The organism is Ensifer sp. Root558 (assembly GCF_001427045.1).
GTDB lineage: Bacteria > Pseudomonadota > Alphaproteobacteria > Rhizobiales > Rhizobiaceae > Ensifer > Ensifer adhaerens.
Genome location: NZ_LMGC01000005.1, coordinates 107,356 through 130,839, shown reverse-complemented (window position 1 = coordinate 130,839; position 23,484 = coordinate 107,356). Strand labels below are relative to the sequence as shown.

At 60.7% G+C, this 23,484-nt stretch carries 25 protein-coding genes and 3 pseudogenes; 10 read left to right on the top strand and 18 right to left on the bottom strand.

Annotated features, from left to right (window positions below):
* Positions 1 to 60: 60 nt before the first annotated feature.
* Positions 61 to 609 carry a peroxidase-related enzyme gene (locus ASD63_RS09375; protein WP_034801991.1) on the bottom strand — a complete coding sequence of 183 codons (549 nt, stop codon included), beginning with the start codon at positions 607 to 609 and terminating at the stop codon, positions 61 to 63.
* A 212-nt stretch (positions 610 to 821) separates the two neighbouring features.
* The gene (locus ASD63_RS09370) at positions 822 to 1,478 is read right to left on the bottom strand and encodes a MarR family winged helix-turn-helix transcriptional regulator (RefSeq protein WP_060529088.1); all 657 of its coding nucleotides are present in this window, start codon (positions 1,476 to 1,478) and stop codon (positions 822 to 824) included.
* 195 nt (positions 1,479 to 1,673) lie between these two features.
* Between ASD63_RS09370 and ASD63_RS09365 the strand changes: the two genes are divergently transcribed.
* The 4 genes from ASD63_RS09365 to ASD63_RS09350 all read left to right on the top strand — a co-directional run bounded on the left by ASD63_RS09365 (position 1,674) and on the right by ASD63_RS09350 (position 5,714).
* The gene (locus ASD63_RS09365; RefSeq protein WP_051659607.1) at positions 1,674 to 2,075 is read left to right on the top strand and encodes a pseudoazurin; all 402 of its coding nucleotides are present in this window, start codon (positions 1,674 to 1,676) and stop codon (positions 2,073 to 2,075) included.
* 116 nt (positions 2,076 to 2,191) lie between these two features.
* Positions 2,192 to 2,728, top strand: coding sequence for an MgtC/SapB family protein (locus tag ASD63_RS09360; protein ID WP_034801997.1), 537 nt, complete (start codon positions 2,192 to 2,194; stop codon positions 2,726 to 2,728).
* A gap of 274 nt (positions 2,729 to 3,002) precedes the next feature.
* The gene (locus tag ASD63_RS09355) at positions 3,003 to 4,886 is read left to right on the top strand and encodes a patatin-like phospholipase family protein (RefSeq protein ID WP_051659605.1); all 1,884 of its coding nucleotides are present in this window, start codon (positions 3,003 to 3,005) and stop codon (positions 4,884 to 4,886) included.
* Between the two features lie 366 nt (positions 4,887 to 5,252).
* The gene (locus ASD63_RS09350) at positions 5,253 to 5,714 is read left to right on the top strand and encodes a hypothetical protein (RefSeq protein WP_034802042.1); all 462 of its coding nucleotides are present in this window, start codon (positions 5,253 to 5,255) and stop codon (positions 5,712 to 5,714) included.
* A 96-nt stretch (positions 5,715 to 5,810) separates the two neighbouring features.
* Here ASD63_RS09350 and ppk2 read toward each other — a convergent pair whose 3' ends face one another.
* The 5 genes from ppk2 to ASD63_RS09325 all read right to left on the bottom strand — a co-directional run bounded on the left by ppk2 (position 5,811) and on the right by ASD63_RS09325 (position 10,777).
* Positions 5,811 to 6,665 (bottom strand): polyphosphate kinase 2, encoded by an 855-nt coding sequence (gene ppk2, locus ASD63_RS09345; RefSeq protein WP_034802000.1) that lies wholly within the window; start codon positions 6,663 to 6,665, stop codon positions 5,811 to 5,813.
* Positions 6,652 to 8,415, bottom strand: a complete 1,764-nt coding sequence (locus tag ASD63_RS09340) for a SulP family inorganic anion transporter (protein ID WP_051659606.1) — start codon at positions 8,413 to 8,415, stop codon at positions 6,652 to 6,654. Before ASD63_RS09340 ends, ppk2 begins: the two co-directional genes overlap by 14 nt.
* 244 nt (positions 8,416 to 8,659) lie before the next feature.
* Positions 8,660 to 9,130 carry a BA14K family protein gene (locus tag ASD63_RS09335; protein WP_034802004.1) on the bottom strand — a complete coding sequence of 157 codons (471 nt, stop codon included), beginning with the start codon at positions 9,128 to 9,130 and terminating at the stop codon, positions 8,660 to 8,662.
* 189 nt (positions 9,131 to 9,319) lie between these two features.
* Complete coding sequence (locus ASD63_RS09330) at positions 9,320 to 9,643, bottom strand: hypothetical protein (protein ID WP_244497222.1); 324 nt, start codon at positions 9,641 to 9,643, stop codon at positions 9,320 to 9,322.
* Between the two features lie 168 nt (positions 9,644 to 9,811).
* Positions 9,812 to 10,777 (bottom strand): alpha/beta hydrolase, encoded by a 966-nt coding sequence (locus ASD63_RS09325; RefSeq protein ID WP_034802007.1) that lies wholly within the window; start codon positions 10,775 to 10,777, stop codon positions 9,812 to 9,814.
* A gap of 101 nt (positions 10,778 to 10,878) precedes the next feature.
* Here ASD63_RS09325 and ASD63_RS09320 point away from each other — a divergent pair, with 101 nt between their 5' ends.
* Positions 10,879 to 11,337 (top strand): Rrf2 family transcriptional regulator, encoded by a 459-nt coding sequence (locus ASD63_RS09320; RefSeq protein ID WP_060529101.1) that lies wholly within the window; start codon positions 10,879 to 10,881, stop codon positions 11,335 to 11,337.
* Positions 11,338 to 11,516: 179 nt separating this feature from the next.
* Here the strand turns inward: ASD63_RS09320 and ASD63_RS09315 are convergent, their stop codons facing one another.
* The 5 genes from ASD63_RS09315 to msrA form a co-directional block, all read right to left on the bottom strand.
* Positions 11,517 to 12,401 carry a DMT family transporter gene (locus ASD63_RS09315; protein ID WP_034802010.1) on the bottom strand — a complete coding sequence of 295 codons (885 nt, stop codon included), beginning with the start codon at positions 12,399 to 12,401 and terminating at the stop codon, positions 11,517 to 11,519.
* A gap of 159 nt (positions 12,402 to 12,560) precedes the next feature.
* Positions 12,561 to 12,911: a ribbon-helix-helix domain-containing protein gene (locus ASD63_RS09310; protein ID WP_034802012.1), complete on the bottom strand. Its 351-nt coding sequence runs from the start codon at positions 12,909 to 12,911 to the stop codon at positions 12,561 to 12,563.
* Between the two features lie 24 nt (positions 12,912 to 12,935).
* The gene (locus tag ASD63_RS09305; RefSeq protein WP_034802015.1) at positions 12,936 to 13,532 is read right to left on the bottom strand and encodes a DJ-1/PfpI family protein; all 597 of its coding nucleotides are present in this window, start codon (positions 13,530 to 13,532) and stop codon (positions 12,936 to 12,938) included.
* A gap of 101 nt (positions 13,533 to 13,633) precedes the next feature.
* The gene (locus ASD63_RS09300; RefSeq protein WP_034802017.1) at positions 13,634 to 14,860 is read right to left on the bottom strand and encodes a bifunctional alpha/beta hydrolase/OsmC family protein; all 1,227 of its coding nucleotides are present in this window, start codon (positions 14,858 to 14,860) and stop codon (positions 13,634 to 13,636) included.
* 140 nt (positions 14,861 to 15,000) lie between these two features.
* Positions 15,001 to 15,507 (bottom strand): peptide-methionine (S)-S-oxide reductase MsrA, encoded by a 507-nt coding sequence (gene msrA, locus ASD63_RS09295; protein WP_060520547.1) that lies wholly within the window; start codon positions 15,505 to 15,507, stop codon positions 15,001 to 15,003.
* Positions 15,508 to 15,997: 490 nt separating this feature from the next.
* On the opposite strand from msrA, the gene gdhA reads away from it, so the two are divergent.
* Positions 15,998 to 17,344 carry an NADP-specific glutamate dehydrogenase gene (gdhA, locus tag ASD63_RS09290; protein WP_090429132.1) on the top strand — a complete coding sequence of 449 codons (1,347 nt, stop codon included), beginning with the start codon at positions 15,998 to 16,000 and terminating at the stop codon, positions 17,342 to 17,344.
* A gap of 196 nt (positions 17,345 to 17,540) precedes the next feature.
* On the opposite strand, the gene ASD63_RS09285 is transcribed toward gdhA, so the two are convergent.
* Positions 17,541 to 17,747, bottom strand: a complete 207-nt coding sequence (locus ASD63_RS09285; RefSeq protein ID WP_034802023.1) for a hypothetical protein — start codon at positions 17,745 to 17,747, stop codon at positions 17,541 to 17,543.
* Positions 17,748 to 17,953: 206 nt separating this feature from the next.
* On the opposite strand from ASD63_RS09285, the gene ASD63_RS33995 reads away from it, so the two are divergent.
* Positions 17,954 to 18,181 (top strand): AAA-associated domain-containing protein, encoded by a 228-nt coding sequence (locus tag ASD63_RS33995; RefSeq protein ID WP_234798806.1) that lies wholly within the window; start codon positions 17,954 to 17,956, stop codon positions 18,179 to 18,181.
* 38 nt (positions 18,182 to 18,219) lie between these two features.
* Here ASD63_RS33995 and ASD63_RS09280 read toward each other — a convergent pair.
* A pseudogene (locus tag ASD63_RS09280) lies at positions 18,220 to 18,393 on the bottom strand (helix-turn-helix domain-containing protein); the annotation flags it as partial.
* 41 nt (positions 18,394 to 18,434) lie between these two features.
* A pseudogene (locus ASD63_RS09275) lies at positions 18,435 to 18,578 on the bottom strand (ISNCY family transposase); the annotation flags it as partial.
* 463 nt (positions 18,579 to 19,041) lie between these two features.
* Here ASD63_RS09275 and ASD63_RS09270 point away from each other — a divergent pair.
* The 3 genes and pseudogenes from ASD63_RS09270 to ASD63_RS36710 all read left to right on the top strand — a co-directional run.
* The gene (locus ASD63_RS09270) at positions 19,042 to 19,323 is read left to right on the top strand and encodes a DUF6516 family protein (protein WP_060529085.1); all 282 of its coding nucleotides are present in this window, start codon (positions 19,042 to 19,044) and stop codon (positions 19,321 to 19,323) included.
* Positions 19,320 to 19,679 carry a helix-turn-helix domain-containing protein gene (locus tag ASD63_RS09265; RefSeq protein ID WP_060529084.1) on the top strand — a complete coding sequence of 120 codons (360 nt, stop codon included), beginning with the start codon at positions 19,320 to 19,322 and terminating at the stop codon, positions 19,677 to 19,679. Before ASD63_RS09270 ends, ASD63_RS09265 begins: the two co-directional genes overlap by 4 nt.
* Before the next feature lie 10 nt (positions 19,680 to 19,689).
* A pseudogene (locus ASD63_RS36710) lies at positions 19,690 to 19,816 on the top strand (recombinase family protein); the annotation flags it as partial.
* Between the two features lie 843 nt (positions 19,817 to 20,659).
* On the opposite strand, the gene ASD63_RS09260 reads toward ASD63_RS36710, so the two are convergent.
* The 3 genes from ASD63_RS09260 to ugpA are packed head-to-tail and all read right to left on the bottom strand — an operon-like array spanning position 20,660 to position 23,446.
* The gene (locus ASD63_RS09260; protein ID WP_060529083.1) at positions 20,660 to 21,709 is read right to left on the bottom strand and encodes a sn-glycerol-3-phosphate import ATP-binding protein UgpC; all 1,050 of its coding nucleotides are present in this window, start codon (positions 21,707 to 21,709) and stop codon (positions 20,660 to 20,662) included.
* Positions 21,709 to 22,557 (bottom strand): sn-glycerol-3-phosphate ABC transporter permease UgpE, encoded by an 849-nt coding sequence (gene ugpE / locus ASD63_RS09255; protein ID WP_034790368.1) that lies wholly within the window; start codon positions 22,555 to 22,557, stop codon positions 21,709 to 21,711. The genes ASD63_RS09260 and ugpE overlap by 1 nt, the downstream gene beginning before the upstream one ends.
* Before the next feature lie 7 nt (positions 22,558 to 22,564).
* The gene (gene ugpA / locus ASD63_RS09250; RefSeq protein ID WP_034790369.1) at positions 22,565 to 23,446 is read right to left on the bottom strand and encodes a sn-glycerol-3-phosphate ABC transporter permease UgpA; all 882 of its coding nucleotides are present in this window, start codon (positions 23,444 to 23,446) and stop codon (positions 22,565 to 22,567) included.
* Positions 23,447 to 23,484: the final 38 nt, after the last annotated feature.

Here is a 23,484-nt window from a genome sequence, read left to right as displayed (position 1 = left end):
TCCTCATCTCCAAGACGGCCGGGCGAACGCTCGTCGCCCGGCCTTTGCGACATGTGCGGATCAGGCGGCTTCGCGAACGAGCTTCACGCCGGGGAAGTCGACCGGAACGGCAAGCGCGACGTTGATGTAGTTGGTGAAAAGGTTGAGCGCGACATGCGCGATGATCTCGACGACGTCCTCGTCATCGAATCCGGCGTCGCGCAAGGTGCGTACATCCACGTCGGATACCTGTCCGCGCGCCTCGACGAGCTTCTGTGCAAAGGTAAGGGCCGCCGCCGTCTTCGGATCGGCGGACTTGCCGTGCTGCGCTGCCGTCATCTCCTCGGCGGTCGCGCCGGCCTTGCGGCCAAGGGCAGTATGAGCCGCCAGGCAATAGTGGCAATCGTTGCGATCCGCGACGGCAACGGCGATCTGCTCGCCGAGCTTGGCGCCGAGGCGTCCCTTGCCGAGCGCGCCGAAGGAGCCCCACATGCTGGCAAGGGCCGCCGGTGAATTGGCGACGGCGCGGAACATGTTGGGTGCTACCCCGAAGGCGGAGCGGATTTCGCCAAGCAGTTCGGCGCTGGCGCCAGTTGCCGAAACGGGGTCGACTAGATTAATTCTGCTCATGGTTTTCTCTTTCTATTTGCTGGAGGGAGAAAATTGCCGGTCCGCCGATGGCAGTCGTCGGACCGGCGCCGACATCATCGTCTGTCCGCTTGCGACGCAGGAAACAGCGCTCGCGAATTCCGATGGTGAAGCTTGTGGCGAGGCGCCGGGGGGCTTAGCGACGCCTTCGGAACCGCCGGCATTGGCGCCGGCGGCTGGATCGTTTCGCATGATCAGACCGTCTCGCGATTGAAGAGACGCCAGGCGGCCCTTTGTGCTTCGGGTTCTGCCGTTTCGTATTCGCCGCAATCGACGCGCAGTTCCGCCGGTCCGAACGCAGCATCGACGAACGCGCAGTGATGCGGCGCCTTCGGGTCGTCATAGACATGCGGCCGGAAGTATCGACAGTTGACGCACATGCGCTGTTCCGGGATGGCGCCAGCCGCCTGCAGACTACGGATGATCTTGACGAGATGCATGAGCAGATCTTGCTGCTCCAGCCTCGAAAGCGAAGCGATGGCATCCTCCGTGGCCGATGCGAGCCGCCCCGCCTGTCGCACTGCGTCCTCGCCGGCCGGCGTGGTGGCAACCGAAAGGGCGCGCGCGTCGCTCGGATCCGGCCGCTTCTCGACCAGCCCCTTGCGCAAGAGCGCGTTGACCGAGTCCGTCGTCGTCGGCTGGCTGACGCCGAGATAACCGGCGATCTGTTTTACCCGCATTCCGCTGCGTCTACCGGCAACCAGGAAGGTCAGGATCTGCAATTGCGTCGGACTGAGGCCGATCGCTTCAGCACTCGACCAGGCCTCGGTGCGCATGGCCGTCGCTACGCGGGAAAGGCCGTCGCCGATACGGTCGATCAGGGGCGGTGTCGTGTCAGGTTCCTTGCTCATGTGGTCATTAATATAGGAATCCTATGTATTGTCAATGCCGACAAAAAAGCGGCGCGAATTTGACGCGCATCAAAGTGGAGGGGGCGTCTTAGGCTTAATCCTCTTCTCGAACAACCCGAGCACGGGCTGGTCGCTCAAATGGAGAAGACGATGTTGAATGCAATCAAGAGCGGATTTGGTATCGCGATCGCGGCAATGCTGGTCGCCGCACCGGCAGCCGCCGCGGACTTCGAAGTGCACATGCTGAACAAGGGCAAGGACGGCGCGATGGTTTTCGAGCCGGCGTCGCTGAAGGTTGCGCCTGGCGACACGGTCACCTTCATCCCGACCGACAAGGGACATAACGTCGAAACCATCAAGGGCATGATCCCCGATGGCGCCGAGGCCTTCAAAAGCAAGATCAATGAAAACTACAAGGTGACTTTCACGGCGCCGGGCGTCTACGGCGTAAAGTGCACGCCGCACTACGGCATGGGCATGGTCGGCGTCGTTCAGGTCGGCGATGCGCCGGCCAACCTGGAAGCGGTCAAGGGAGCGAAGAACCCGAAGAAGGCTCAGGAACGCCTGGACGCAGCCCTCGCGGCGCTCGGTAACTAAGCGACTTCTAGCGCTTCGGAGCGGGGTGGGGACAGGCCGCTCCTGGCGTCTGCGCACTGGGTGAGGCGCGGGCGCCATCATGCGGAACCAATGCGAAGCATTCGCGTTGGTTCCGCATGGATCAGATCACTGCCGAATTGTTCCCGCCATCGCAAATTCCCTATCCGGTCATTTTTGCGCGCATTCTTGGAGCGCTGCTGATGGGCGCGGTCATCGGCTTCGAGCGCGAGGTCAAGGCACGACCAGCCGGCCTCAAGACCCATATGCTCGTCTGCCTCGCAGCCTGCACCTTCGGCATCATCTCGATCGAAAGCGTCCGCCTCGGCGGCTTCTTCGACGAACGCGTCCGCATCGATCCTCTGCGCGTGGTGGAGGCGGTCACAGCCGGTGTCGCCTTTCTTGCAGCCGGCACAATCGTCTTGTCTCGCGGCGAGGTTCAGGGCCTGACGACCGGGGCCAGCCTCTGGCTTGCCGGCGCGATCGGCATTTCGGTCGGCTTCGGCCATTGGATCGTTGCCGGCCTGGCGGTCGGTTCCGCCTTCGCCGTTCTCACCATCATCGGCTACTTCGAAGCCAAGGCCGTGCGACACCAAAAGCCTGACGTGGAGCCGGAGGGTAAGGCGAGCGACGAGGGCGGCAAGAAGCAAGCCTAACGATAGGTTTGCGATAGTCCTGAGCGCCGTCTCGAGTCTTAGGGTAATACCCTGCCGTCTCAGGCTAGGTGCAACGCAATGCTATTCTGCACAGAAAGGTTGTGTCCCGCTGGCGCCCTCGACCCGGCGTCGCCATCGTGTCTTCAGGGGCGAGCCCATCTGTTTATGACCCGGTGAAGGCCGCCTGCGCCATATGGCGTGGCGAGGAAATGTGTTCGGCAATCCCGATCGAAACGGCTAAGCTCGTAAGCGGCCTGTTTCCAAGGAAGGTTCAATGGACGCCACCGGTTCCCTTGCTGCCAAGCTGTTGTCGGAGACCCTGATGTTCGACCAGACGTCATTGGCTGCGTTGGAAGCCTTGGCCGCCAATTCCGATCGCGGCATCGTGCGGCGCGGCGAGATCCTGGTCCGCCAAGGCGAGCCGTCGGACCGGTTTTTCGTGGTCCTGTCCGGCCGCTTTACCGTCCACCGGGATGACGTCTCCGACCCTATTGCCGAGATAGGGCAGGGCGAACTCGTTGGCGAGGTCGGTTTCTTCGCCGGGCTGCCGCGCATGGCTACGGTCGTTGCTGCTCGCGATTCCATTGTTCTTTCGATCTGTGACCACCAGTTCGAAAAGGCGGCGAGTGCCCTGCCGAGCCTGCGCCAATCGGTCACCACGTTTCTGGCGCGACGGTTTGCCAAGCAGGCACCGGCTTCGCCGCATGCCAAGGGCGCCTGCCGGATAAGGACGCTCGCAATTGTTGCTGCCGGAAGCAGCCGGGTTTCTCCCCGCTTCATCGACCTACTGCGCAAGGCTTTTTCCGGATCCACGCGCACGGCTTTCCTGGCGAGGGCCGACATCGAAGAGCGCTTTCCCGGCGTTCCGATCGATGATCAGCCGGTGCTGGACTGGCTCAACCAATTGGAAGCCAAGACCGGAGGCATCGTCTACATCACCGACGACGAACCAAGCGACTGGACGCGTGTCTGCATCCGCCAGGCCGATGGTGTCCTGTTGGTCGGCGAGCCGTCCGGCTCTGCAAAACTCAACCCGTCAGAGCAACTGGCGCTGTCAGTGCACTCGCCATCGAGCGTGCGGCTCGTTCTGGTGCATGACAAGCGCGCCGCAACGGTCGTCGGCACCAGCGGCTGGCTGAACGAGCGCCCCGGACTCCGGCAGCATCATCACGTGGCGCTCGAAGACATTGAGGATGTCGAGCGTTTGGTCCGCTTCATTGCCGGCCAGGCGAGGGGCTTTGTCGCAGCCGGCGGGGGCTCGCTCGGATGCGCGCATCTTGGCGTCCACAAGGCTTTTATCGAGGCCGGCGCCTCCTTCGACTATCTGGGAGGCACCAGTTCGGGAGCGGCGATGATGGCGGGCTTCGCCCGCGGCATGAACGCCGACGAGATCAATCGTGGGACGCACGAGATCTTCGTCCGCAGCCGCGCGTTCCGTCGCCTGACCGTGCCGCAATATGCGCTGCTGGATCACAAGGTGCTCGACCGCACCCTGCAGGCGGAATATGGCGACGTTCTTATCGAAGACCTCTGGCTGCCATTTTTCGCGCTGTCGACCAATCTCAGCACAGGGCAAGCGCATGTCCATCGCCGCGGAAAACTGTGGCAGGCCGTCAGGGCGTCGGGCTCGATCCCCGGCATACTGCCGCCCTTCTTCACGGCCGACGGTGACATGCTGGTCGACGGGGCGATCATGAACAATCTGCCACTGGAACAGATGAAGGAACTGAAGACAGGGCCGAACGTCGTCGTGAGCCTGGGTGGGGGCGGTCCGGGAAAACAACACATCGACTATGACAGTATTCCCGGCGCGTCCGAACTGACCGTTCGGTTGCTCAACCCCTTCGGCCGCTCGGGCTTGCCGAAAATCCCCAACCTGATCCAGGTCATTGCCGCAAGCATGCTGGCGCACCGGCCGCAGGAGATCGCTCTCGGGGAAAAGGACATCCTGATTTCCCCGCCGGTTTCAGCCGCGATCAGCTTTATGGATTGGAGCCGGCACTCCGAACTGTTCGCCGAAGCCTATCATTGGGCGAAATCATGGATTGATGAGCGTATTGGCGAGAACGACCCGAGGATGGAGGCCATTTGCGGCCTGCCGGCCCGCTATGGCTCGCCGGAAACACATGGCAGCGCGCAGGCGCATTCCGCGCTCTAGGATGCGCCCCGGCATCCGTGGCCTGATCGTTATGTAAGGCCCGCGAGTGCTTTGCATGCGCATGGATTTTCGACTGATCTTGCCGCCCCTGTTAAGTTGTCACTGTCCTCTTGCGGTTGTGGTATTTTAGGATAGCCTTGCATCGGGAGAGCCAGTCGCGGTTCTTTCGTTTTGCAGTGAAAAGACCAATGAATAGAGGGCCATCGGAGATATAGCGGCTCACATTCGAAAATGTTTCGTCCCCGAATTGCACTGCCATTTGGGTTTCCTTGGATGTAACTGCGGGACGTCCCTGGTCATGTGATGCACGGAAACCGTGTATCGCTTCGTCACAGAGCGCCCATTTGCTTGAAGTGGATCGACGTGATGTCTGACAACAAGAATGCCGGCGCACCTCCAAGTGCACAGGACCTCAGAATGCAGATGCTCCAGCGTGAAATGGACGAGATGGACAAGGAGCGGCGACTAAAATCCATCGAAGAGCAAAAGCTCGCCGACTTTGCCGCGGATTTTCTCAAGAAGCATGTAACGGAAGAGGAAATCGCCATCGTTCGCCGGCTGGTCGCGAACGCCGTGAAGGCCGGCAAGTTCGAAGCGATGGTCTACAGCTTCCCGTCCGAGCTTTGCACCGACAGCGGCCGCGCGATCAACAGCGGCGACCGGGATTGGCCAAACACGCTGCAGGGAAAAGCAAAAGAGTTCTTTGACCGCTATCAGGCCTTCGGCAAGCCAAGTGGCTACAAGTTGAAGGCGATGATCATCAACTTCCCGGGTGGCGTGCCCGGTGACGTCGGGTTCTTCTTGAACTGGGCTCCCGAAAAAGCCTGAGTACGACCGTCCCGGCGTCGCATCGCGTTGTCGCGCTGCGGCCCGTCCCGATCGAAAGCGTTCAAAGCCCGCACCTTTGGTGCGGGCTTTTCAGTCTTATAAAACGTCGGGCACGTTTCTACGCACGTGGTCGTCCGCAGCAAAGTCATCCGGTCGTTTCTGGCGCTTGCCGAGATCGGGCTCCGAGAATTTCACGCGCTCGTATGGGATCGACGAGAGAATGTGCGAGATGCAGTTGATGCGGGCACGCTTCTTGTCATCCGACGGTACGATCCACCAGGGCGCGAAATCGGTGTCCGTCATACGGATCATCTCGTTGTAGGCGCGGGTATAATCCCACCAGCGGCGATAGGATTCGACGTCCATCGGACTGAGCTTCCACTGGCGCAGCGGATCGGCAATGCGCTGCCGGAAGCGCTTTTCCTGCTCCTTCTCGCTGACGTCGAGGAAGTATTTGAGCAGGATGATGCCGCTTTCGACCATGGCCGCTTCGAAACGCGGCGCGAGCTCGAGAAAGCGTCGGGCACTGTCATCCGAGCAGAAACCCATAACGCGCTCGACGCCGGGGCGGTTGTACCAGGAGCGATCGAAGATCACGATCTCGCCGGCGGCGGGCAGGTGCTGGATATAGCGCTGCATGTAGATCTGCGACTTCTCGCGGTCGGTCGGCGCCGGCAGCGCGGTCACGCGGAAGACGCGTGGGCTGACACGCTCGGTCAGCCGCTTGATCACACCGCCCTTGCCGGCCGCATCGCGGCCTTCGAAGACGATGACGATGCGCGCGCCTGTTTTCTTCACCCAGGCCTGCAGATGGGCGGTTTCCTGCTGCAGCCGGGCGAGCTCCTTGGCATAGCCCTCGGATGACGAGTCGTCCGAAGTCGTCGCGTCATCGGCTATTTCGCCTTCGCTCTTGTCTTTGCCCTTTTTCTTCTTGCCGTCATGCTTGCCCATTTTTCCCTCCCGTTCGGACATGGTCATCTGGCTTGATCTCGACAGAACCGGTCGGCTGACCGTCGTTCCGCCCGTACTTGGTCTCGTAAGCGTCGAGCGCATCTTCCATTCCCTCGAAGATCATGCCCGGGCCGATCTTCTCGACGACTCCGGAGCGCTCGAGCAGGGCGCGCGCATCGGTATGCAATTCGGCCAGGCCGAGCGTGACGCCGCGGTTCTTCAGGTCGCTCTGCAACTCTCCAAGCATGTCCGCGGCGGTGCTGTCGATTTGCGGGATGGCGCTCGCATCGATCACCAGCCAGCGGGTAGGTTTCGGCAGGCTCTCGGCGATCACCTCGAGGCGCTCGCGGACGTAATCGGCGTTATAGAAAAGCAGACTATCTTGAACCATGCAGGCACCGAAGCCTGGAACCGGGCGTGCCTCGGTCACGCGATGCAGCTTGTAGAAGCCGTCGCGCCCGGGGATGCGGCCCAGCATGGCGTCGTGCGGATACATGGTCTGCAAGATGAGGTAGACCAGTGTTGCAGCGATGGCGATGACCACGCCGTTCAGCACGCCGAGGCCGATCGGTCCCCAAAGGGCAATCAGCGCGAAAATGAACTCGATGCGGTTGACGGTCCAGATCCGTCTGAGGCCGTCGATGTCGATCAGGCTGAGCGCCGTTGCCGCAAGGATCGCCCCGAGCGCGGCGACCGGCAGAATGCGAAGGACGTCACCAAGAAAGAGCAGCACCACCATCAGGGTCCCTGCCGCAACGAGGCTCGCGATCTGCGAACGCCCACCCACGGCAAAGTTCACGGCCGTGCGTGAATCCGAGGCGGTCACCGGAAACGTCCCGAACAGTCCTGCCGCAATGTTGGCGGCGCCGAAGCCGCTCAGTTCACGGTTCGGATCGACGCGGTAGCCGCCGAGCGCCGCAAAGCTGCGCGCGGCGATGACGCCGGAACCGAAACTGACGAGGAAGATTGCCGCGCCGCCGGTCAGCAATCCATCGATCGGCAGACCCTCGAGACGAGGCAGGACGAAGGTCGGCAAGCCGTCGGGAATGTTGCCGACGACCGTCATGCCGCGCCCTTCGAAGTCGAAGAGATATGACAACAACACCGCGACGAAGACGACGATAACAGGACCTGGAACGGGTGAGCGATAGAAGCGGGCGACCTGCAGCAGCGCAAAACACGCCAAGGCAAACACCAGAGTGGGCCAGTGGATGGAGCCGGCCTGCCTCAGAAGTTCGAGAATAGGGCTGATCAGCCCGTCCGACTCGATCTGGACGCCGGTGACGCGCTTGATCTGTCCAACCAGAATCGAGAGGGAAATTCCAGCAAAGAAGCCTGTGAGGATCGGGCGCGACAGAAAGGTCGCGAGCACGCCGAGACGGACGAGGCGTGCAATCAGGCAGAGCATGCCGACGATGAGGGCCAGCAGGGCCGCCGCCGTTACGCGGTCAGCGCTACCGGCAGAGGAGGCGAAGACCGTCGTCAGCACGGCCGCCAGCACCGTCATCGTCGCCGCATCCGGTCCGACGATCAGTTGCCGCGACGGACCGAAAAGGGCGTAGGCGACAAGCGGCGTGATGCTCGCATAAAGGCCCGTCTCGGGCGGCAGCCCGGCGATGGCGGGATAGGCGATGGCGCTCGGCAATCCGACCGCGGCAATGGCGACGCCTGCGGAAATGTCGCTGCGCAACCAACTTCCCTGATACCCCTTAAGGTTGTCCAGAAGCGGCAGGCGAGGCAGGTTCAGCATGCTGACGGTCCCCGGGGGCCTCTTAAAGTGCTCTAAACGCTACAAATCAGGCTGCGCGGGTAGCGCAAACACTGCACTCTACCATTGCGTACATTAGGGTTGCAAAACTTTCCTTTCATCGGCTTCGACAAAAAGAATAAAAGTTGCAGACAATTAGAGGTGGCCTGCCGCGTCGATCCGGCAAGTGCCGGACCGAGGGATCTGCACGAAGTTATGAAGCCCGTGTCAGCTGAGCTTTAACGCTTCAGTAGTAGGGGGAGACACACGCCTGCCGCGGACCGTAATACGGCTGGAACGTGTCGTCATAGGCCCTGTAGGACCGGTAACGAGCGTAGCACCAGCGGGTGTGGGCGCTGCCTCCGTAATAGGTTTGGCGATAGTAGCGCGGCGCATAGTAGCGCGGGGCGGAATAGGTCGGGCCGTAATAGCCTTCGTCATAATAGCCCGGGCCATAGTAGCGAGGCTGCGCGAGCAGCCCGCCGATGATCGCGCCGGTTGCCAATCCGCCGAGCGCCCATGCCCAGTCATCGCCACCGCCGTGGTGATGCCCGTGGTTGTAGCCGCCGTGATAGCCGCCGCCGTGGTGCCTGTACTGAACCGGTTGGACTTGAGATGCCTCGATCTCCGCCGTAACGGCTGGAGGAAATGCCATGGCCGGCGGAACACTCGTAGCCACCGCCGCCAGTGACAAGGCAAAGATTGCTAGCCTCTTCATTTGGCTTCACCTTCTTTCCACCCCGCACCCGATTATAGCGCGGAACCGGTTCGATGGCACTTCGTTTTCCAGGGTGCTTCCGCCGCCCGACCAAGCGGCTGTCTATTTGACGACAGTCACGCTCAATACGCCTTCTTCGATCTTTCCGTCTTCATAGGGGGAGCGAATGACAAGCCGGTCGCGGCCGGTTTAGCCGGGGTTCGGCGTATAGTAGGCGACGACGCCATTCACCTTGGTTGTCGCGCATTTTGACTGCTTGCCCACCAGTTTCGGATAGACCGTCTCGTGGACAATCTCCAGGTGGCCATGCTTGGGCTTCTCCGCAATCGTCATCGCCGGATAGTCGATCTGGCTGCAGTTATCGTCGATATGCCAGTTCTTGGCGACGAGCGTCTTCACCCCGCTGCGCGCCGTGATCGATAGCGCCTGCTGCCGGGAATCGTCGGAGGTTGTGGTGCAAGCCGACAAGGCGACAACGATTACGGGCAAAAAGAGATATCGAAAGGTTTTCATGAGGAATCCTGAGAATACTTTAAGTTTGGATTTAAGTCTCATGAGGGCCCGGGCCGCACCCGTTTCATCGAGATGCACCCCTTGGATCAACACGTTTTGCGTGTGCGATCATGCATTTTTTGGTCTCGGGGGACAGGGGGTGTCCTTCGCTCGTCGATCACGTGGCTTTCAAACATTCCGGGCAAACCGGATGAGAACCTCGTTCACGACATCGGGGCGCTCCTGCGGCAGCCAATGGCCGCTGCCGTGCACGATGATGCTTTCCTTGAGCTGCGGGACGAGGGGCGGCATTGCATCGACAATTTCGCGCATCCCGGGGATGGTGAGGCCCGTGTCGCGCTCGCCGACCATGAACAGGGCAGGAATTTCGACCTTTACGCCAGCGAAAGCGGCCTGCAGCTGCCAATTGCGATCGAGGTTTCGATAGTAGTTCAACCCTCCGCGAAAACCGGTCGTGGCAAAGGCGCTGATGTAGGTGTCGAGGTCTGCAGCAGTGAGCCAGTCGGGCATGCTGTCGGGCAGCGGCGCAAGCAGTCCATGCCGGCGCGATACCATGCCGAACGGATTGGGTGTCTGGTCTCCGGCCTGTCGCGCGCCCGCGTCGCCGGAAGCCGCAAAGAGGATCTTTCGCAGCGTCTGGCCGATGTCACGCTCTAGCTCCGCCTCGGCGACATCAGGCTCCTGGAAATAGAGCGTGTACAATTCTGCCTCGTCGGTCCGCGGGAAGATCCGGGTCGGCGGAACGGGCGGCTGGCCCATCATCGGCACGCTCATGGCGACGACGCCGCAGAAACGGTCGGGCCGCATATGTGCCGCCTGCCAGGCAACGGTCGCGCCCCAGTCGTTACCGACGAGGATGGCCGTTGATAGGTCGAGGGCATCCAGCAGAGCAATCATGTCGCCGACGATGTGAAACACGCTGTATTCGTCGACCGATGGAGGACATTCCGAGAGGCCGTAGCCGCGCATGTCAGGCGCGATCGCGCGAAAGCCCGCCTCCGCAAGTGCCGCTACCTGGTGCCGCCAGGCATGGGAGGTCTCCGGGAAGCCATGGCAGAGCAGAACGGCCGGGCCGTTTCCCCGTTCGATAAAGCCCATGCGGATGGTTCGGGTCTGGATTGTCTGGGCCTGCATCTTGGTTCCTTCTCGACACCCTGATACCGTACTTGTATAAGTTACGGAAACAGGTGGCGTCAAGAGTGCGTAACTTATAGTGTTACGCTATGGGGTGTCGAATGAAGCAAGACAGCCGGTTGGCGCGGATGATCCATGTGCTCATACACATGGCACTGCTCGGGAGACGGGAGACGTCAGAGACCATCGCCAAGATGCTGAACACCAACCCGGTGGTCGTTCGCCGGACGATGGGGGCGTTGAAGCGCAAGGGTGTCGTCGGTTCCGAAGGCGGCCGGGGAGGGGGCTGGGCGCTTCTGCGGCCGCTTGGGGAGTTGACGGTGCTCGATGTGCAGCGGGCGCTGGACGATGGGCAGGTTCTGGCGGCAGGCGTGTCCGAGGACCATCCGACCTGCCCGGTGGAGCGCGCAGCGAATGCGGCGCTGGTGGACGCCTTCGAAAAAGCGGAGCGGACCCTGCTGCAGGAGTTTGCCGAACTCAGGCTTTCAACGATTGCGGAGCGTGCGATGAAGGATGCTGCGGGGTCTCAGCGGGCAACGCACCTGGATCATCAAGCCTGAAGGCGCCATGCATGTGGGCGATGAACAGGCGAAGCGGCAGCATCGAGCGAGCTTGTGGTCAGGCCCTTTCGCCAAAAACTGAGCCGGCGGCTCTGCATGATCGTCCGGCAGGACAAGCGGCTTGATCTCGGCCTTCGAAAGACGCTGGCGGCGCCTGAGCGGCCCGTCAGCGAGCAGGACTAGGCGCGCGATACCGACGACCGTCTCGCCAGCTGATGCTCGCGCCAGATCGTGAAGAGACCGGCGCCGACGACGATGAGCGCGCCGACGATCATGTTGTGAGTGATCGTCTCGCCGAAGAGCATGACGGCGAAGATCACGTTGAGGACCAGCTGGAAATAGGTAACCGGCTGGACTTCGGCTGCCGGCAGCAGTCCGTAGGCTTTGATGAGGAAAAAGTGACTGAGGGTGCCACAGACGCAAAGCGCGGCAAGGGCAAACCAATCGGACGGCACCACCTCTGTCCAGTAGAACGGGCCAACCAGCGAGATCGCCACGGCGCCGACAACACCGGCATAAAAGAGGCTCGTGACGGCCGAATCCTCGCGACTGACGGCGCGGGTGGCAATGCTGTAAAGCGCGAAAAGCACAGAGGCTGCGAGCGGCAGAAGCAGCGACATGTCGAAGTGCACGTTGACGGGATTGATGATCACCAGAACGCCGATCAGACCGATCAGAATGGCCGCACCGCGCCGCCATCCCACGGTCTCCCCGAGAAGAGGGATCGAGAGGATGGTGATGATCAGTGGTGTCGCCTGAAAGATCGACTGGCTCATGGCGAGCCCGGCGTGAACGTAGGAAATGACGATGACGACGATTTCGGCGACGAGCAGCAGGCCTCGCACGACCTGCAGCCAGGGATGGCGCGTGTGAGCGGTCTTGCGAAGTCCACCCGATGACGAGGCGGCGAAAGCGAACACGAAGAGCGCAAACGCCCAGAATCGGATCATCGTGATGAACAAAGCGGGGTAGCGGTCGCCAAGATACTTGGTGATGGCGTCCTGGCCAGCAAAGATGCAAATGGCAAGGAAGGCAAACAGATAACCGCGGGTCTTGGGGCTCATTGCACTACAAACTCAGAATCGCTGGCCCCCTGAATAGCATAGTCTTGTCGCCGGGGCTTGAACCAAACGAATTCGGTTTGATGATCCTGGATCCGCGGCAGCAGGCGAGGGGCGCGTCGAGCCGGGACTGCCCCCGCGAAGGGGGCAGCCTGCCGCAGCTCAATGATATTTTTCCTGCTTGCGCGTGAGGATCGCCGGAGCGTTCAGACCGGCGATCGGTTGGTTGACATCCGTCGGAATGTCGCCTGACAGCTGCAGGTCGAGATAGCGCGCGCAGCAGACCCTCAGGAATGATGTGAAGTTCCCGAGATCATGCCCGGCATCGATGGACTCGTGGTGCAGCTTGGTGATCAGCTGCGTGACGTTCATACGATCGCGCCGCGCGATCTCCTCAAGCTTCGACCAGAAGAAGTTCTCCAGCCGGACGCTCGTCACCATGCCATCGATGCGCAGCGACCGGGTGGTGCTCTCCCAGAGCCGCGCATCCGCCTTTATGAACAACTCGCACATCTCGCCCCTCCCGTGGCCGCCTTCTCAGGCGGCGTCTGTTTGTAACAGGGCCGAGGCGTCGAGCACAGCCATGAACTGGCGCAGCCACGACGGATGGGCGGGCCACGCCGGCGCGGTAACGAGGTTGCCGTCGGCGACCGCGTCGCTGATCGCAATATCCGCATAAATGCCGCCAGCAAGTTCGACCTCCGGACGGCACGCCGGGTAGGCCGAACAGGTGCGGCCCTTCAACACGCCGGCCGCCGCCAGCAATTGTGCGCCGTGGCAGATGGCCGCCACCGGTTTTCCCGCCGCGAAGAAATGCTGGACAGCCTTGATGACATCCGGGTTGAGACGCAGATATTCGGGCGCGCGACCGCCGGGTATGACCAGCGCGTCGTAATCTTCAGCGCGGATGGCGGAGAAGGTGGCGTTGAGCGCAAAATTATGGCCGCGCTTTTCGGAATAGGTCTGGTCGCCTTCGAAATCATGGATCGCGGTCGCAACCGTCTCGCCGGCATTCTTGCCGGGGCAGACGGCATGCACCGTGTGGCCGCAGGCGAGCAAGGTCTGAAACGGAACCATCGTTTCATAGTCTTCGGTGAAATCACCGGTGATCATCAGAATTTTCGAGTTTGCCATTTGTTTCCTCCCAAAAACCAATGGGCGGAGTTTAGCAATCCGGCTGAGGCAACGGGTACTAGCGGAATACTACAAAGGAAAATTCAGGGCAGGGCCGCGGACTATTTCACGGCCGTCGTTATCTTGGCGATCCCTTCCAGAGTGCGATGGACCGGGCACTTGTCGGCAATCTCGGCGATCTTGGAGCGAAGCTCGTCTGCGACCTCGCCCTCGATCGCTATGACCCGCTCGAACCGGTCGATCTTCCCGCTGTCGGCGCGCTCCGTTGCAGCGCAGTCTTCGCAATCCCGCGCATGGATCTTGGAATGCGAGACCTCCACCTTGATGCGCCCGAGCGGCAGCTTCTTGTGGTCGGCGTAGAGGCGCAGCGTCATGGAGGTACAGGCAGCAAGCCCGATCGACAGGTAGTCATAGGGCGATGGCCCGGAATCGAACCCGCCGACGCTTTGCGGCTCGTCGGCAAAGAGGCGATGCCTGCCGGCTTGAACCGAATTCTGAAATTTGCCTTCGCCCGTTTCCGTCACCTGGACCTGTTCCACCGGCTCCGTGCCCTGCGGAGTGTCGGCCACGAGATAGCGGCTCAGCCACTCCGCAATCACCCGGGCGGCGTAGGCGGCATCGGCAGGATCGGTGAGCAGATGGTCGGCCTTGTCCAGCGAAACGAAGCTCTTCGGATGTTTGGCCGCCTGGAAGAGGTCGCTGGCGTTTTCGATGCCGACCGTTTGATCCAGCGGCGCGTGGAGAATGAGAACGGGTTTCCTGAGCGTGGCCACAGCCTCATGAAGGCGCTGGGCGCAAGCGTCGTCGACGAACTGTTTCTTGATCAGGAATTTGCGACCGGCAAGATCGACTTCGGCGGCATCACTTTCCTCTATTTCCTTGAGGCTCGCTCCGAAGTTCTTGAGCACATGGCCGACGTCCGCGGGTGCGCCGATCGTGGCCACGGCGCGAACTTCCGGAATTTCGTTGGCAACCGCAAAGACGGCTGCACCGCCAAGCGAATGGCCAATCAGGAGCGACGGCGCCTCGAAGTGTAGCCGTAGATAGTCGGCGGCCGAACGAAGATCCGCGATGTTGGACGAAAAGTTGGTCGAGGCGAACTCGCCCTCGCTTGATCCGAGGCCGGTGAAATCGAAGCGCAGGACCGCGATCCCTTCGCGCGCGAGTTCGGCCGAGATCTGACGCGCCGCCGCCAGATCCTTGGAGCAGGTGAAGCAGTGGGCGAAAACCGCATAGGCCCGCACCGGGCCGTTTGGAAGGTCGAGTCTGGCGCCAAGGGTAGCGCCGGAATGCCCGGTAAATTCAAGTCTTTGACTGTTGAAGTTCATGTGATGCTCCAGGAAGGAGAACAATCATCCCAAGGTCGCAACGACTGTCCTGAATTCGAATGATGCGGCCGGCGTCCATGTCCGCCGAACCTGGCGGCTGCATGCGGACACGGTTCGCCAGACGCTCGCCGGGGCGTTTGTTACTCCGCGGCGGACCGTCGCGGCAGCACCCAGTTCGGACGCGGGAAGTGGCAGGTATAGCCGTTCGGATAGCGCTCCAGGTAATCCTGGTGCTCCGGCTCCGCCTGCCAGAAGTCGCCAACGGGTTCCAGTTCCGTCACTACCTTGCCCGGCCACAGGCCAGAGGCTTCCACATCGGCAATGGTGTCCTCGGCAATGCGCTTCTGTTCGTCATCGACGTAGTAGATCGCCGAACGATAGGAGGTGCCGATGTCGTTGCCCTGACGGTTTTTCGTGGTGGGGTCGTGGATCTGGAAAAACAGCTCCAGAATCCGCCGATAGGAGGTCTTCGCCGGATCGTAGAATATCTCGATGCCCTCGGCATGGGTACCGTGGTTGCGATAGGTCGCATTGGGCACGTCGCCGCCGGTATAGCCCACACGGGTGCCGGTGACGCCGGGGAGCCTGCGGATCAGATCCTGCATTCCCCAGAAGCAACCGCCGGCCAGAACAGCTCTCTCGGTCATTCAGATATCCTCCACCTGGTTCGTGAGCGCGTCTTCGCTTTGTCTCCCACTGGCTGCGGGCCAGCGCGGGAGATGGACTGTAATATAGGAACTCCTGCTGCCAAGATCAGGAGGTCGGTTCCAATCCGCGTTTTGGCTCAGCACGTGTCGAGTTGGACGCGCAAGCGCACGCGGCCCGTCAGGATCGCGGGAAGGGCGAGTTAGCTCTCCTTCCTATGCAACCGCAACGGTGACGATGCGCGCGCTAGTTTGCTGTCGGGGCGAGCAATCCATTCTATCGGGCGGCTGCCTCGCTTCCACGGGCTGCAGCCTTTCAGCTCGCCATCGGCATTCTAGGTGCGCGGTAACCTGTTTTCCCAAGGAAAACGGCGCCCAAGTAAGCAATCAAGAATTGCATGGCCGCGGGAAATAAATCTTCACTTGCCGCCCAGCTTCCGTTAATGCGCGAGGGGTCTGCGCCTAAGAACCTGCGCGCATGAGGAGAACCATCTTGAATGTCGATGAGAAGCTGGAACCAATTCTAACGGAAGTGCTGAGGCGCAACGCCGGCGAGCTGGAATTTCACCAGGCCGTACGGGAAGTGCTTGAAAGTCTGGGGCGTGTCATTGCCAAGCATCCGCGCTATGCGGAACAGGCCCTTATAGAACGGATCTGCGAACCCGAGCGGCAGATCATCTTCAGGGTGCCTTGGGTCGACGACGCCGGGCAGGTACAGATCAACCGCGGCTTCCGCGTGCAATTCAACTCCGCACTTGGGCCCTATAAGGGCGGGATACGCTTTCATCCTTCCGTCAACGTCGGGATCATCAAGTTCCTCGGCTTCGAGCAAACCTTCAAGAACGCCCTGACAGGCATGCCGATCGGCGGCGGCAAGGGCGGCTCCGACTTCAACCCGAGAGGGCGAACGGATGGGGAAATCATGCGATTTTGCCAGTCGTTCATGACCGAGCTCCACCGACACCTGGGCGAATACACGGACGTTCCTGCCGGCGATATCGGCGTCGGAGGCCGGGAGATCGGCTATATGTTCGGCCAGTACAAGCGGCTCACCAACCGGTATGAGGCCGGGGTGCTGACGGGCAAGGCGCTGATTTACGGCGGCTCGCGCGCACGCAAGGAGGCAACGGGCTTCGGTGCGACCTACTTCGTCCAGCGGATGCTCAGCACCAAGGGCCTCGATTTCGAAGGCAGGCGCGTGACCGTATCGGGATCCGGAAACGTCGCTATCTACACCATGGAAAAGGTCGCGGAGTTCGGTGGCAAGATCGTCGCATGCTCCGATTCCAACGGTTATGTCGTCGATGAGGACGGTATCGATCTTGAATTGGTCAAGCAGATCAAGGAGGTTCGCCGTGAGCGGATATCCGAGTACGCCAGGCTGAAAGGTTCCAGGGCACACTATGTCGAGGGCGGCTCCGTCTGGGACGTTCCTTGCGATGTCGCGATGCCCTCGGCGACCCAGAACGAGCTCACGGGCAAGGATGCCCGCACTCTGGTGAAGAATGGCGTCATCGCAGTAGGCGAGGGGGCAAACATGCCGTCGACCCCGGAAGCGGTTCGCATTTTTCAGGATGCAGGGGTCATGTTTGCCCCTGGCAAGGCCGCCAATGCGGGCGGTGTTGCGACATCGGCTCTGGAGATGCAGCAGAATGCCTCTCGCGACAGCTGGACGTTCGAGCAAACCGAAACACGGCTTGCCATTATCATGCGGTCGATCCACGACCGTTGCGCCGAGACCGCCGAGGAATACGGGAACCCCGGCGACTATGTGCTCGGAGCCAACATCGCCGGCTTTGTGAGGGTCGCCGAAGCGATGGACGCGCTCGGCGTCATCTAATGCTTCTGCTGGAGGGAGCCGGCTTGCGCTGGCTTCCTTCAGTAATTCGTCGAAGCTCTTGGGGCTGAGACTGTAGTACCACCGGTCACGACTAGTTTCGTGAGCATGGCGCGCGATCCTATGGGGAGGCCATACCACGCTGCTGGCTGGTCCGGGCTGCGAGACGGTAGCAAGAGCCAATCGGCGCAGATAGAATTTATGAAGCGACGAGACCGTCGAAAACCTCGAGCATGGCATCGCTGATCGCCTGGCCGAGGGCGGCCGCGGTTTGCGACAGGGTTTCCTCGTCTGCGCCCTGGGCTGCGATTGCGAAGGCTGCGCCTTCTCCCGTCACGATTTCCTGAGCGCGCTGAATGGCCCAAAGGGCAAAGTCGTTACGATCGCTGATTTCTACCGTTTCCATGATTTCCTCTGATTGTCCGTGTGGAAGAATTCTTGTGGCTTTGCCGGGCGGCCGAGAGCCCGGGGTCGGCTTCATAATCGGTTTGGCCCATCTAACCGTCAACGGCATCGCTGCCAAAGCCCTAGAACCGGTTGCAGGGTGCTTTGAAGCCTTAAAATGGCATCCCGGCTATCCGCCCATTTCCGTCGACTGTCAATCCGCAGTCAATGCCGCTTTGCAATTGCCTTGCCTTATCAGAGGCTTCGGGTCATCTTTTGAGAGACGTCGGCCTCCGTTGCGCTGCTGAAGTCGACAATCGTAAGCGCCTGTTTGCGGAGCATCTTTTAGCTTACGTCCCACTTTCAACGCTCATCCGGCGCGCGCTCGACGACCGACCGAGTCACCACGCGCCCTTTACCCGATTTTCAGGGGAGCTCGAAAACTACATGTCTTAGGAAGATGCCGAACATGCGGTGCGCACGGTCATAGCGTGGTGCCGGATCGACGCCGCACCGCCAGTGTTGATCCGCTCCAGCAACCGGCGAACCTGGCGGGTGCTCAGCTCAAGCACATGTGCCGCCGACACCAACGTCATGCGTCCGGCGATCACCTTCGACAAAACCTCAATCCGCTGCAGATCGCGCTCGCTCATCGCAATCAATCCCATCCGCAATCTCCCAGCTCATCAAAACCCGGGGAGAGTGAATCGATCCGCTCCAGCAACCGGCGAACCTGGCGGGTGCTCAGCTCAAGCACATGTGCCGCCGACACCAACGTCATGCGTCCGGCGATCACCTTCGACAAAACCTCAATCCGCTGCAGATCGCGCTCGCTCATTGCAATCAATCCCATCCGCAATCTCCCAGCTCATCAAAACCCGGGGAGAGTGACATTCCAACTTTGCAGGATCAGGACACTTTAACTTTGCGGCTACAGATTTAAGTCGCATAACATACATTATGGAACTGGACGGTTATTTGGAAAGTGTTGCTTTTTCGTGCCAAATGACCTTTTAGGCGATCGTCCGAAACTGGCGTGAACGGCCATTTGGCTGTTGCGTTCTCGCGCTACATCGAAGTGTGGCGCGTCCTTTCACCTGCAACGCAACATGCCACTCAATCTCAGTTCGACATCGTTGCCGCCAGCGACGGCTGGTTTGATCAGCGCCGGCTCGTCCGGGAACCTCGGCGATGAAAACGTCCTTGAGACCGTCGACACGCCGCAGTCATCTCCAGAGATCGTCGAATGCGCTGCCCATCCACATTGAGAGCGTTGTTATTGACAACAACGCCAGAGTGTTGTTATCAATAACAACATGAAGGCCAGACTGATCGAGAAATCGCGAACGGTGATCAATGACAAGACGTATTTTGAGGTCGTGTTATGGCACCTACCCAACCCGGTTCCGGGCAGCACGCACCCGTTCAAGTATCGGCTGGCCTTCGTTGTGAACGGTGAGTGCGTTCTCCGCTACGACAATGAGCGCGGGAAAGGCGATCACCGGCACTTAGGTAACCGCGAAGAAGCCATCGAATTTACGTCCCTTGAAGCACTTTACGATGCCTTCCAAGCTGACATGGAAAGGATGCTCAGATGACAACTTTGACTGTGCGCTTGAGTACCATAGCGGATGCCAAGGCTCGCTTTGTCGAGGCCGGAAGGCGGGCGCTTGCAGGGGAGACAGCAGAGGCCGTACCTTCGGTCAACTTCACCTCCTACGATGACATGCACCGAGTGCTCGCGCCTTCCCGCCTCGCTATCGTCAAGGCGCTCGCGGGACATGGGGCGTTGTCGATCCGCGAGGTCGCGCGTCGGGTCAACCGCGATGTGCAGGCCGTTCATCGTGACGTGACGACGCTCGTCAATGCTGGTGTCATCGACCGGACAGAGAATGGAATCGAGTTTCCCTATGATCGCATTCATTTCGAGTACGATGTGAGCGCCGCAGCGTGATGAGGAAGTGTTGGCGCTGATCGGCTATGCGCGTTTCCACCCGCGAACAAACCGTCGCGGGACAGCTCGACGCGCTACGCAGGGTCGAGCTGTCCCGCATCTTCGAGGAAACCGCCTCGGGCGCGAACCGCGATCGGCCGCCGCCCGATCATCATGCCCCTGGTCCGATCCAGGCTCTTGGACAGGACCTTGCCTCACACCGCCGTCACTCGGGCCGTCGAGACCGTGGTCTTGGTCGGGGATCCGAACCTCCTCAACGAGGTCATCTCCATGGCACCGAGGAGCCTGCAACGGAACAGTGCCCTGAACTTCAAAACGCAATAAATAGCAACAACGGCCTCAGCAGGCGGCGCTACAGTGCCGTTCGTTGTTGCGAAGGTCTCCACAATAAGAGCAACAAACGTCCCAAAATCGGTACCGCAACACCGAGATAGAGGGCGTGACGCGTTCAGCCCCTGCCCTGCCGACATTCAGCCACTCACTCACTCAGCTACAGCAGCCGAAACTGCACTCTTTGGAACTTAATTGCGAGCATCCATTCGGGCCCGTTAGCGGTTCCGTGCCGTGTCATCGAGGTCGATCCCGGCACGACGCTGATCTACATAGCACTGGACAATCCAGCCGGACGGTCACGGCTTCACTCTTTGGCTGGAACACCGGGGCTTCGACCTTGAAAACCCGCATCGCTTCGCCTGCGACAACATGCCGACTGGTTGGCACACGCTCGTCTTGCCGCGCTTTGCAAGGGGCCCCGAGGCCAGTGAATGACATCTTCGGTTTCTTGATCCCAGCGCGGCAAACTAAACCTGCCGCGCTCGAACTCCGAAGGACTGGCGCTGATCACGTTGATCGTATTTTGGAAGACTCCTTACCGACGAGGTAGCCGCAAATCAGCCTTCCCTACTCAGGGCCGGATAGTTCTCGTCAGTACTTACGGCTGCACAAGAGGGTGCTGCCGGCCTTCCCTGACCTTTCGGCCATCATCCATGCCGGTTCCCATTGCCATCAAACATGTGGAGCGCTTCGGTGTTTGCCCCGACCTTCAGCTCGTCACCGATCTCGTTGCGCGCGCGCCCGGAAACGCGAAAAACCAGCTCGTCGCCGTTTTGGAGGCGACCGTGTATGAGGCTTTCGGCGCCGACCAACTCGATGCCATCGATGTGGACCGTTGCTTCGAAGGCTCGCGCCGGAGCATCGCCTGGCATCGGCGAAATATCTTCCGGACGGACGCCAAGCGTGTAATCGCCATTCGGGCGTGCCACATCCGATGCGAGCGACCATCCCGCCGACATGTCCTTGCCTTGCAGCAGGTTCATCGAGGGCGAGCCGATAAAGGTGGCGACGAAGGTGGTCGCGGGCTTCTCGTAAAGCTCCAGTGGCGTGCCGACCTGCTCTATGCGGCCGGCGCTGACGACGACAAGCCGGTCGGCAAGCGTCATCGCTTCCATCTGATCATGCGTGACATAGACGCTCGTCGTTGCGAGCGAGCGCTGCAACCGCTTGATTTCGATGCGCATCTGCCCGCGCAGCTTGGCATCGAGGTTCGAGAGCGGTTCGTCGAACAGAAACGCGGCGGGTTGGCGAACGATTGCCCGCCCCATGGCAACGCGCTGGCGCTGGCCGCCCGAAAGCTGCCGTGGTTTGCGGTCGAGATAGGGCTCGATTTCAAGCGTCCTTGCGGCCGTGGCAATGCGCTGGTCGATCTCGGCCGGCGGTGTCTTCCGGTTCTTGAGCCCATAGGCAAGATTCTGGCGCACCGTCATGTGCGGATAGAGCGCGTAGTTCTGGAAGACCATCGCGATGTCGCGCTCTGCCGGCTCGACGTCGTTGACCCGACGCCCGCCAATCAGGATATCTCCGCCGCTGATGTTCTCGAGCCCGGCGATCATGCGCAACAGCGTGGACTTGCCGCAGCCGGACGGCCCGACAAGAACGACAAACTCTCCGTCCTTGATCTCGAGCGAAACGCCCTTGATCGCTTCCACCGTGCCATAGGTCTTGCGGACGTCATTCAGGGTAATTTCAGCCATTACTTTTCTGTCTCCACAAGACCTTTGACAAACCAGCGCTGCATCAGCACGACCACGACGATCGGCGGGATGATTGCAAGGATCGCCGTCACCATCACATAGTTCCAAGGCGTCGAGGCGTCGGTAAAATCGATCATCCGCCGGAGCCCGATGATGATCGTGTTCATCTTCGCGTCATTGGTGACGAGCAGCGGCCAGAGATACTGGGTCCATCCATAGATGAAGAGGATAACGAAGAGCGCCGCGATGTTCGTTGCCGAGAGCGGCAGCAGGATATCCTTCATGAAGCGAAACGGACCGGCATTGTCGATGCGCGCGGCCTCCACCAGCTCCCCTGGTATCGTCAGGAAGAACTGGCGAAAGAGGAACGTCGCCGTTGCCGACGCCATCAGCGGCAGCGTCAGCCCCGCATAGGTGTCGATCAAGCCGAGATCGACGATCACCTTGTAGGTCGGCAGGATGCGCACCTCGACCGGCAGCATCAGGGTGATGAAGATCATCCAGAAGAACAGCATTTTCAGCGGAAAGCGGAAGAAGACGATCGCAAAGGCTGACAGGAAGGAGATGACGATCTTGCCGACAGCGATCGCGATCGCCACGACCGTCGAATTAAACAACAGCCGCTCGAGGCTGACGCCGACGACACGCTCGACGCCGCCGCCGATCGCCTCCCGATAGTTCTCGACAAGGTGATCTCCGACCACCAGCGACATGGGCGGCCGCACGATTTCGATCGAACTGTGGCTTGAGGCGACGAAGGTATAGTAGATCGGCAGCGCTACGATGATGATCCCGATGACGAGTATCAGGTGGCTTATCGCAGTTGATATGGGACGGTTCTCGATCATCTGCGCCTCACGAATAGTGGACCCGCTTCTCGACGAAGCGGAACTGGAACGCCGTCAGCGCAATGACGATGATCATCAGGATCACCGACTGGGCTGCCGAACTGCCGAGGTCGAGATTGACGAAGCCGTCGTTATAGACCTTGTAAACGAGCGTCTCGGTGGCCTTGGCGGGGCCTCCGCCTGTGACCGCGTGAATGATGCCGAAGGTGTCGAAGAAGGCGTAGACGGTGTTGACGACGAGCAGGAAGAACGTCGTCGGCGCAAGCAACGGGAAGACGATGGTCCAGAACCGTTTAGTGCCGCGGGCACCATCGATGGCTGCCGCTTCGATCAGCGACTTCGGGATCGCCTGCAGGCCGGCGACGAAGAAGAGGAAGTTGTAGCTGATCTGCTTCCAGGCTGCCGCCACGATCACCAGAAACATCGCCTGATTGCCGTTGAGCAGCGGATCCCAAGCGAAGCCATTGCGGCGCAGAATGTAAGAGAAGGTGCCCATTGCCGGGTTGAACATGAACAGCCACAGCATGCCGGCAACAGCCGGGGCAACCGCATAGGGCCAGATTAGCAGCGTGCGATAGACGTTGCGCCCGCGCACCACCCGGTCGGCCGCCGTGGCGAGCAGCAGCGCGAGCGCCATCGACAACAGCGCGGTCGCAAGGCTGAAGGCCACGGTGACCTTTAGCGAATGCAGATAGTCCGGGTTGGCAAGGATTGCCCGGAAGTTGGCGAGACCGACGAAGCCGGATTTAAGGCCGAACGGATCCTCGCGAAGCACCGACTGGTAGAGCGCCTGGCTGGCGGGCCAAAAAAAGAAGATGACCGTCAAGACGATCTGAGGTGCCAGCAGAAGATACGGCAGCACCTTGTTTGGAAACACGACGGACTGCATGGACTCCCCTCCCCATCAAAGACCGGTCCGCACCGCCT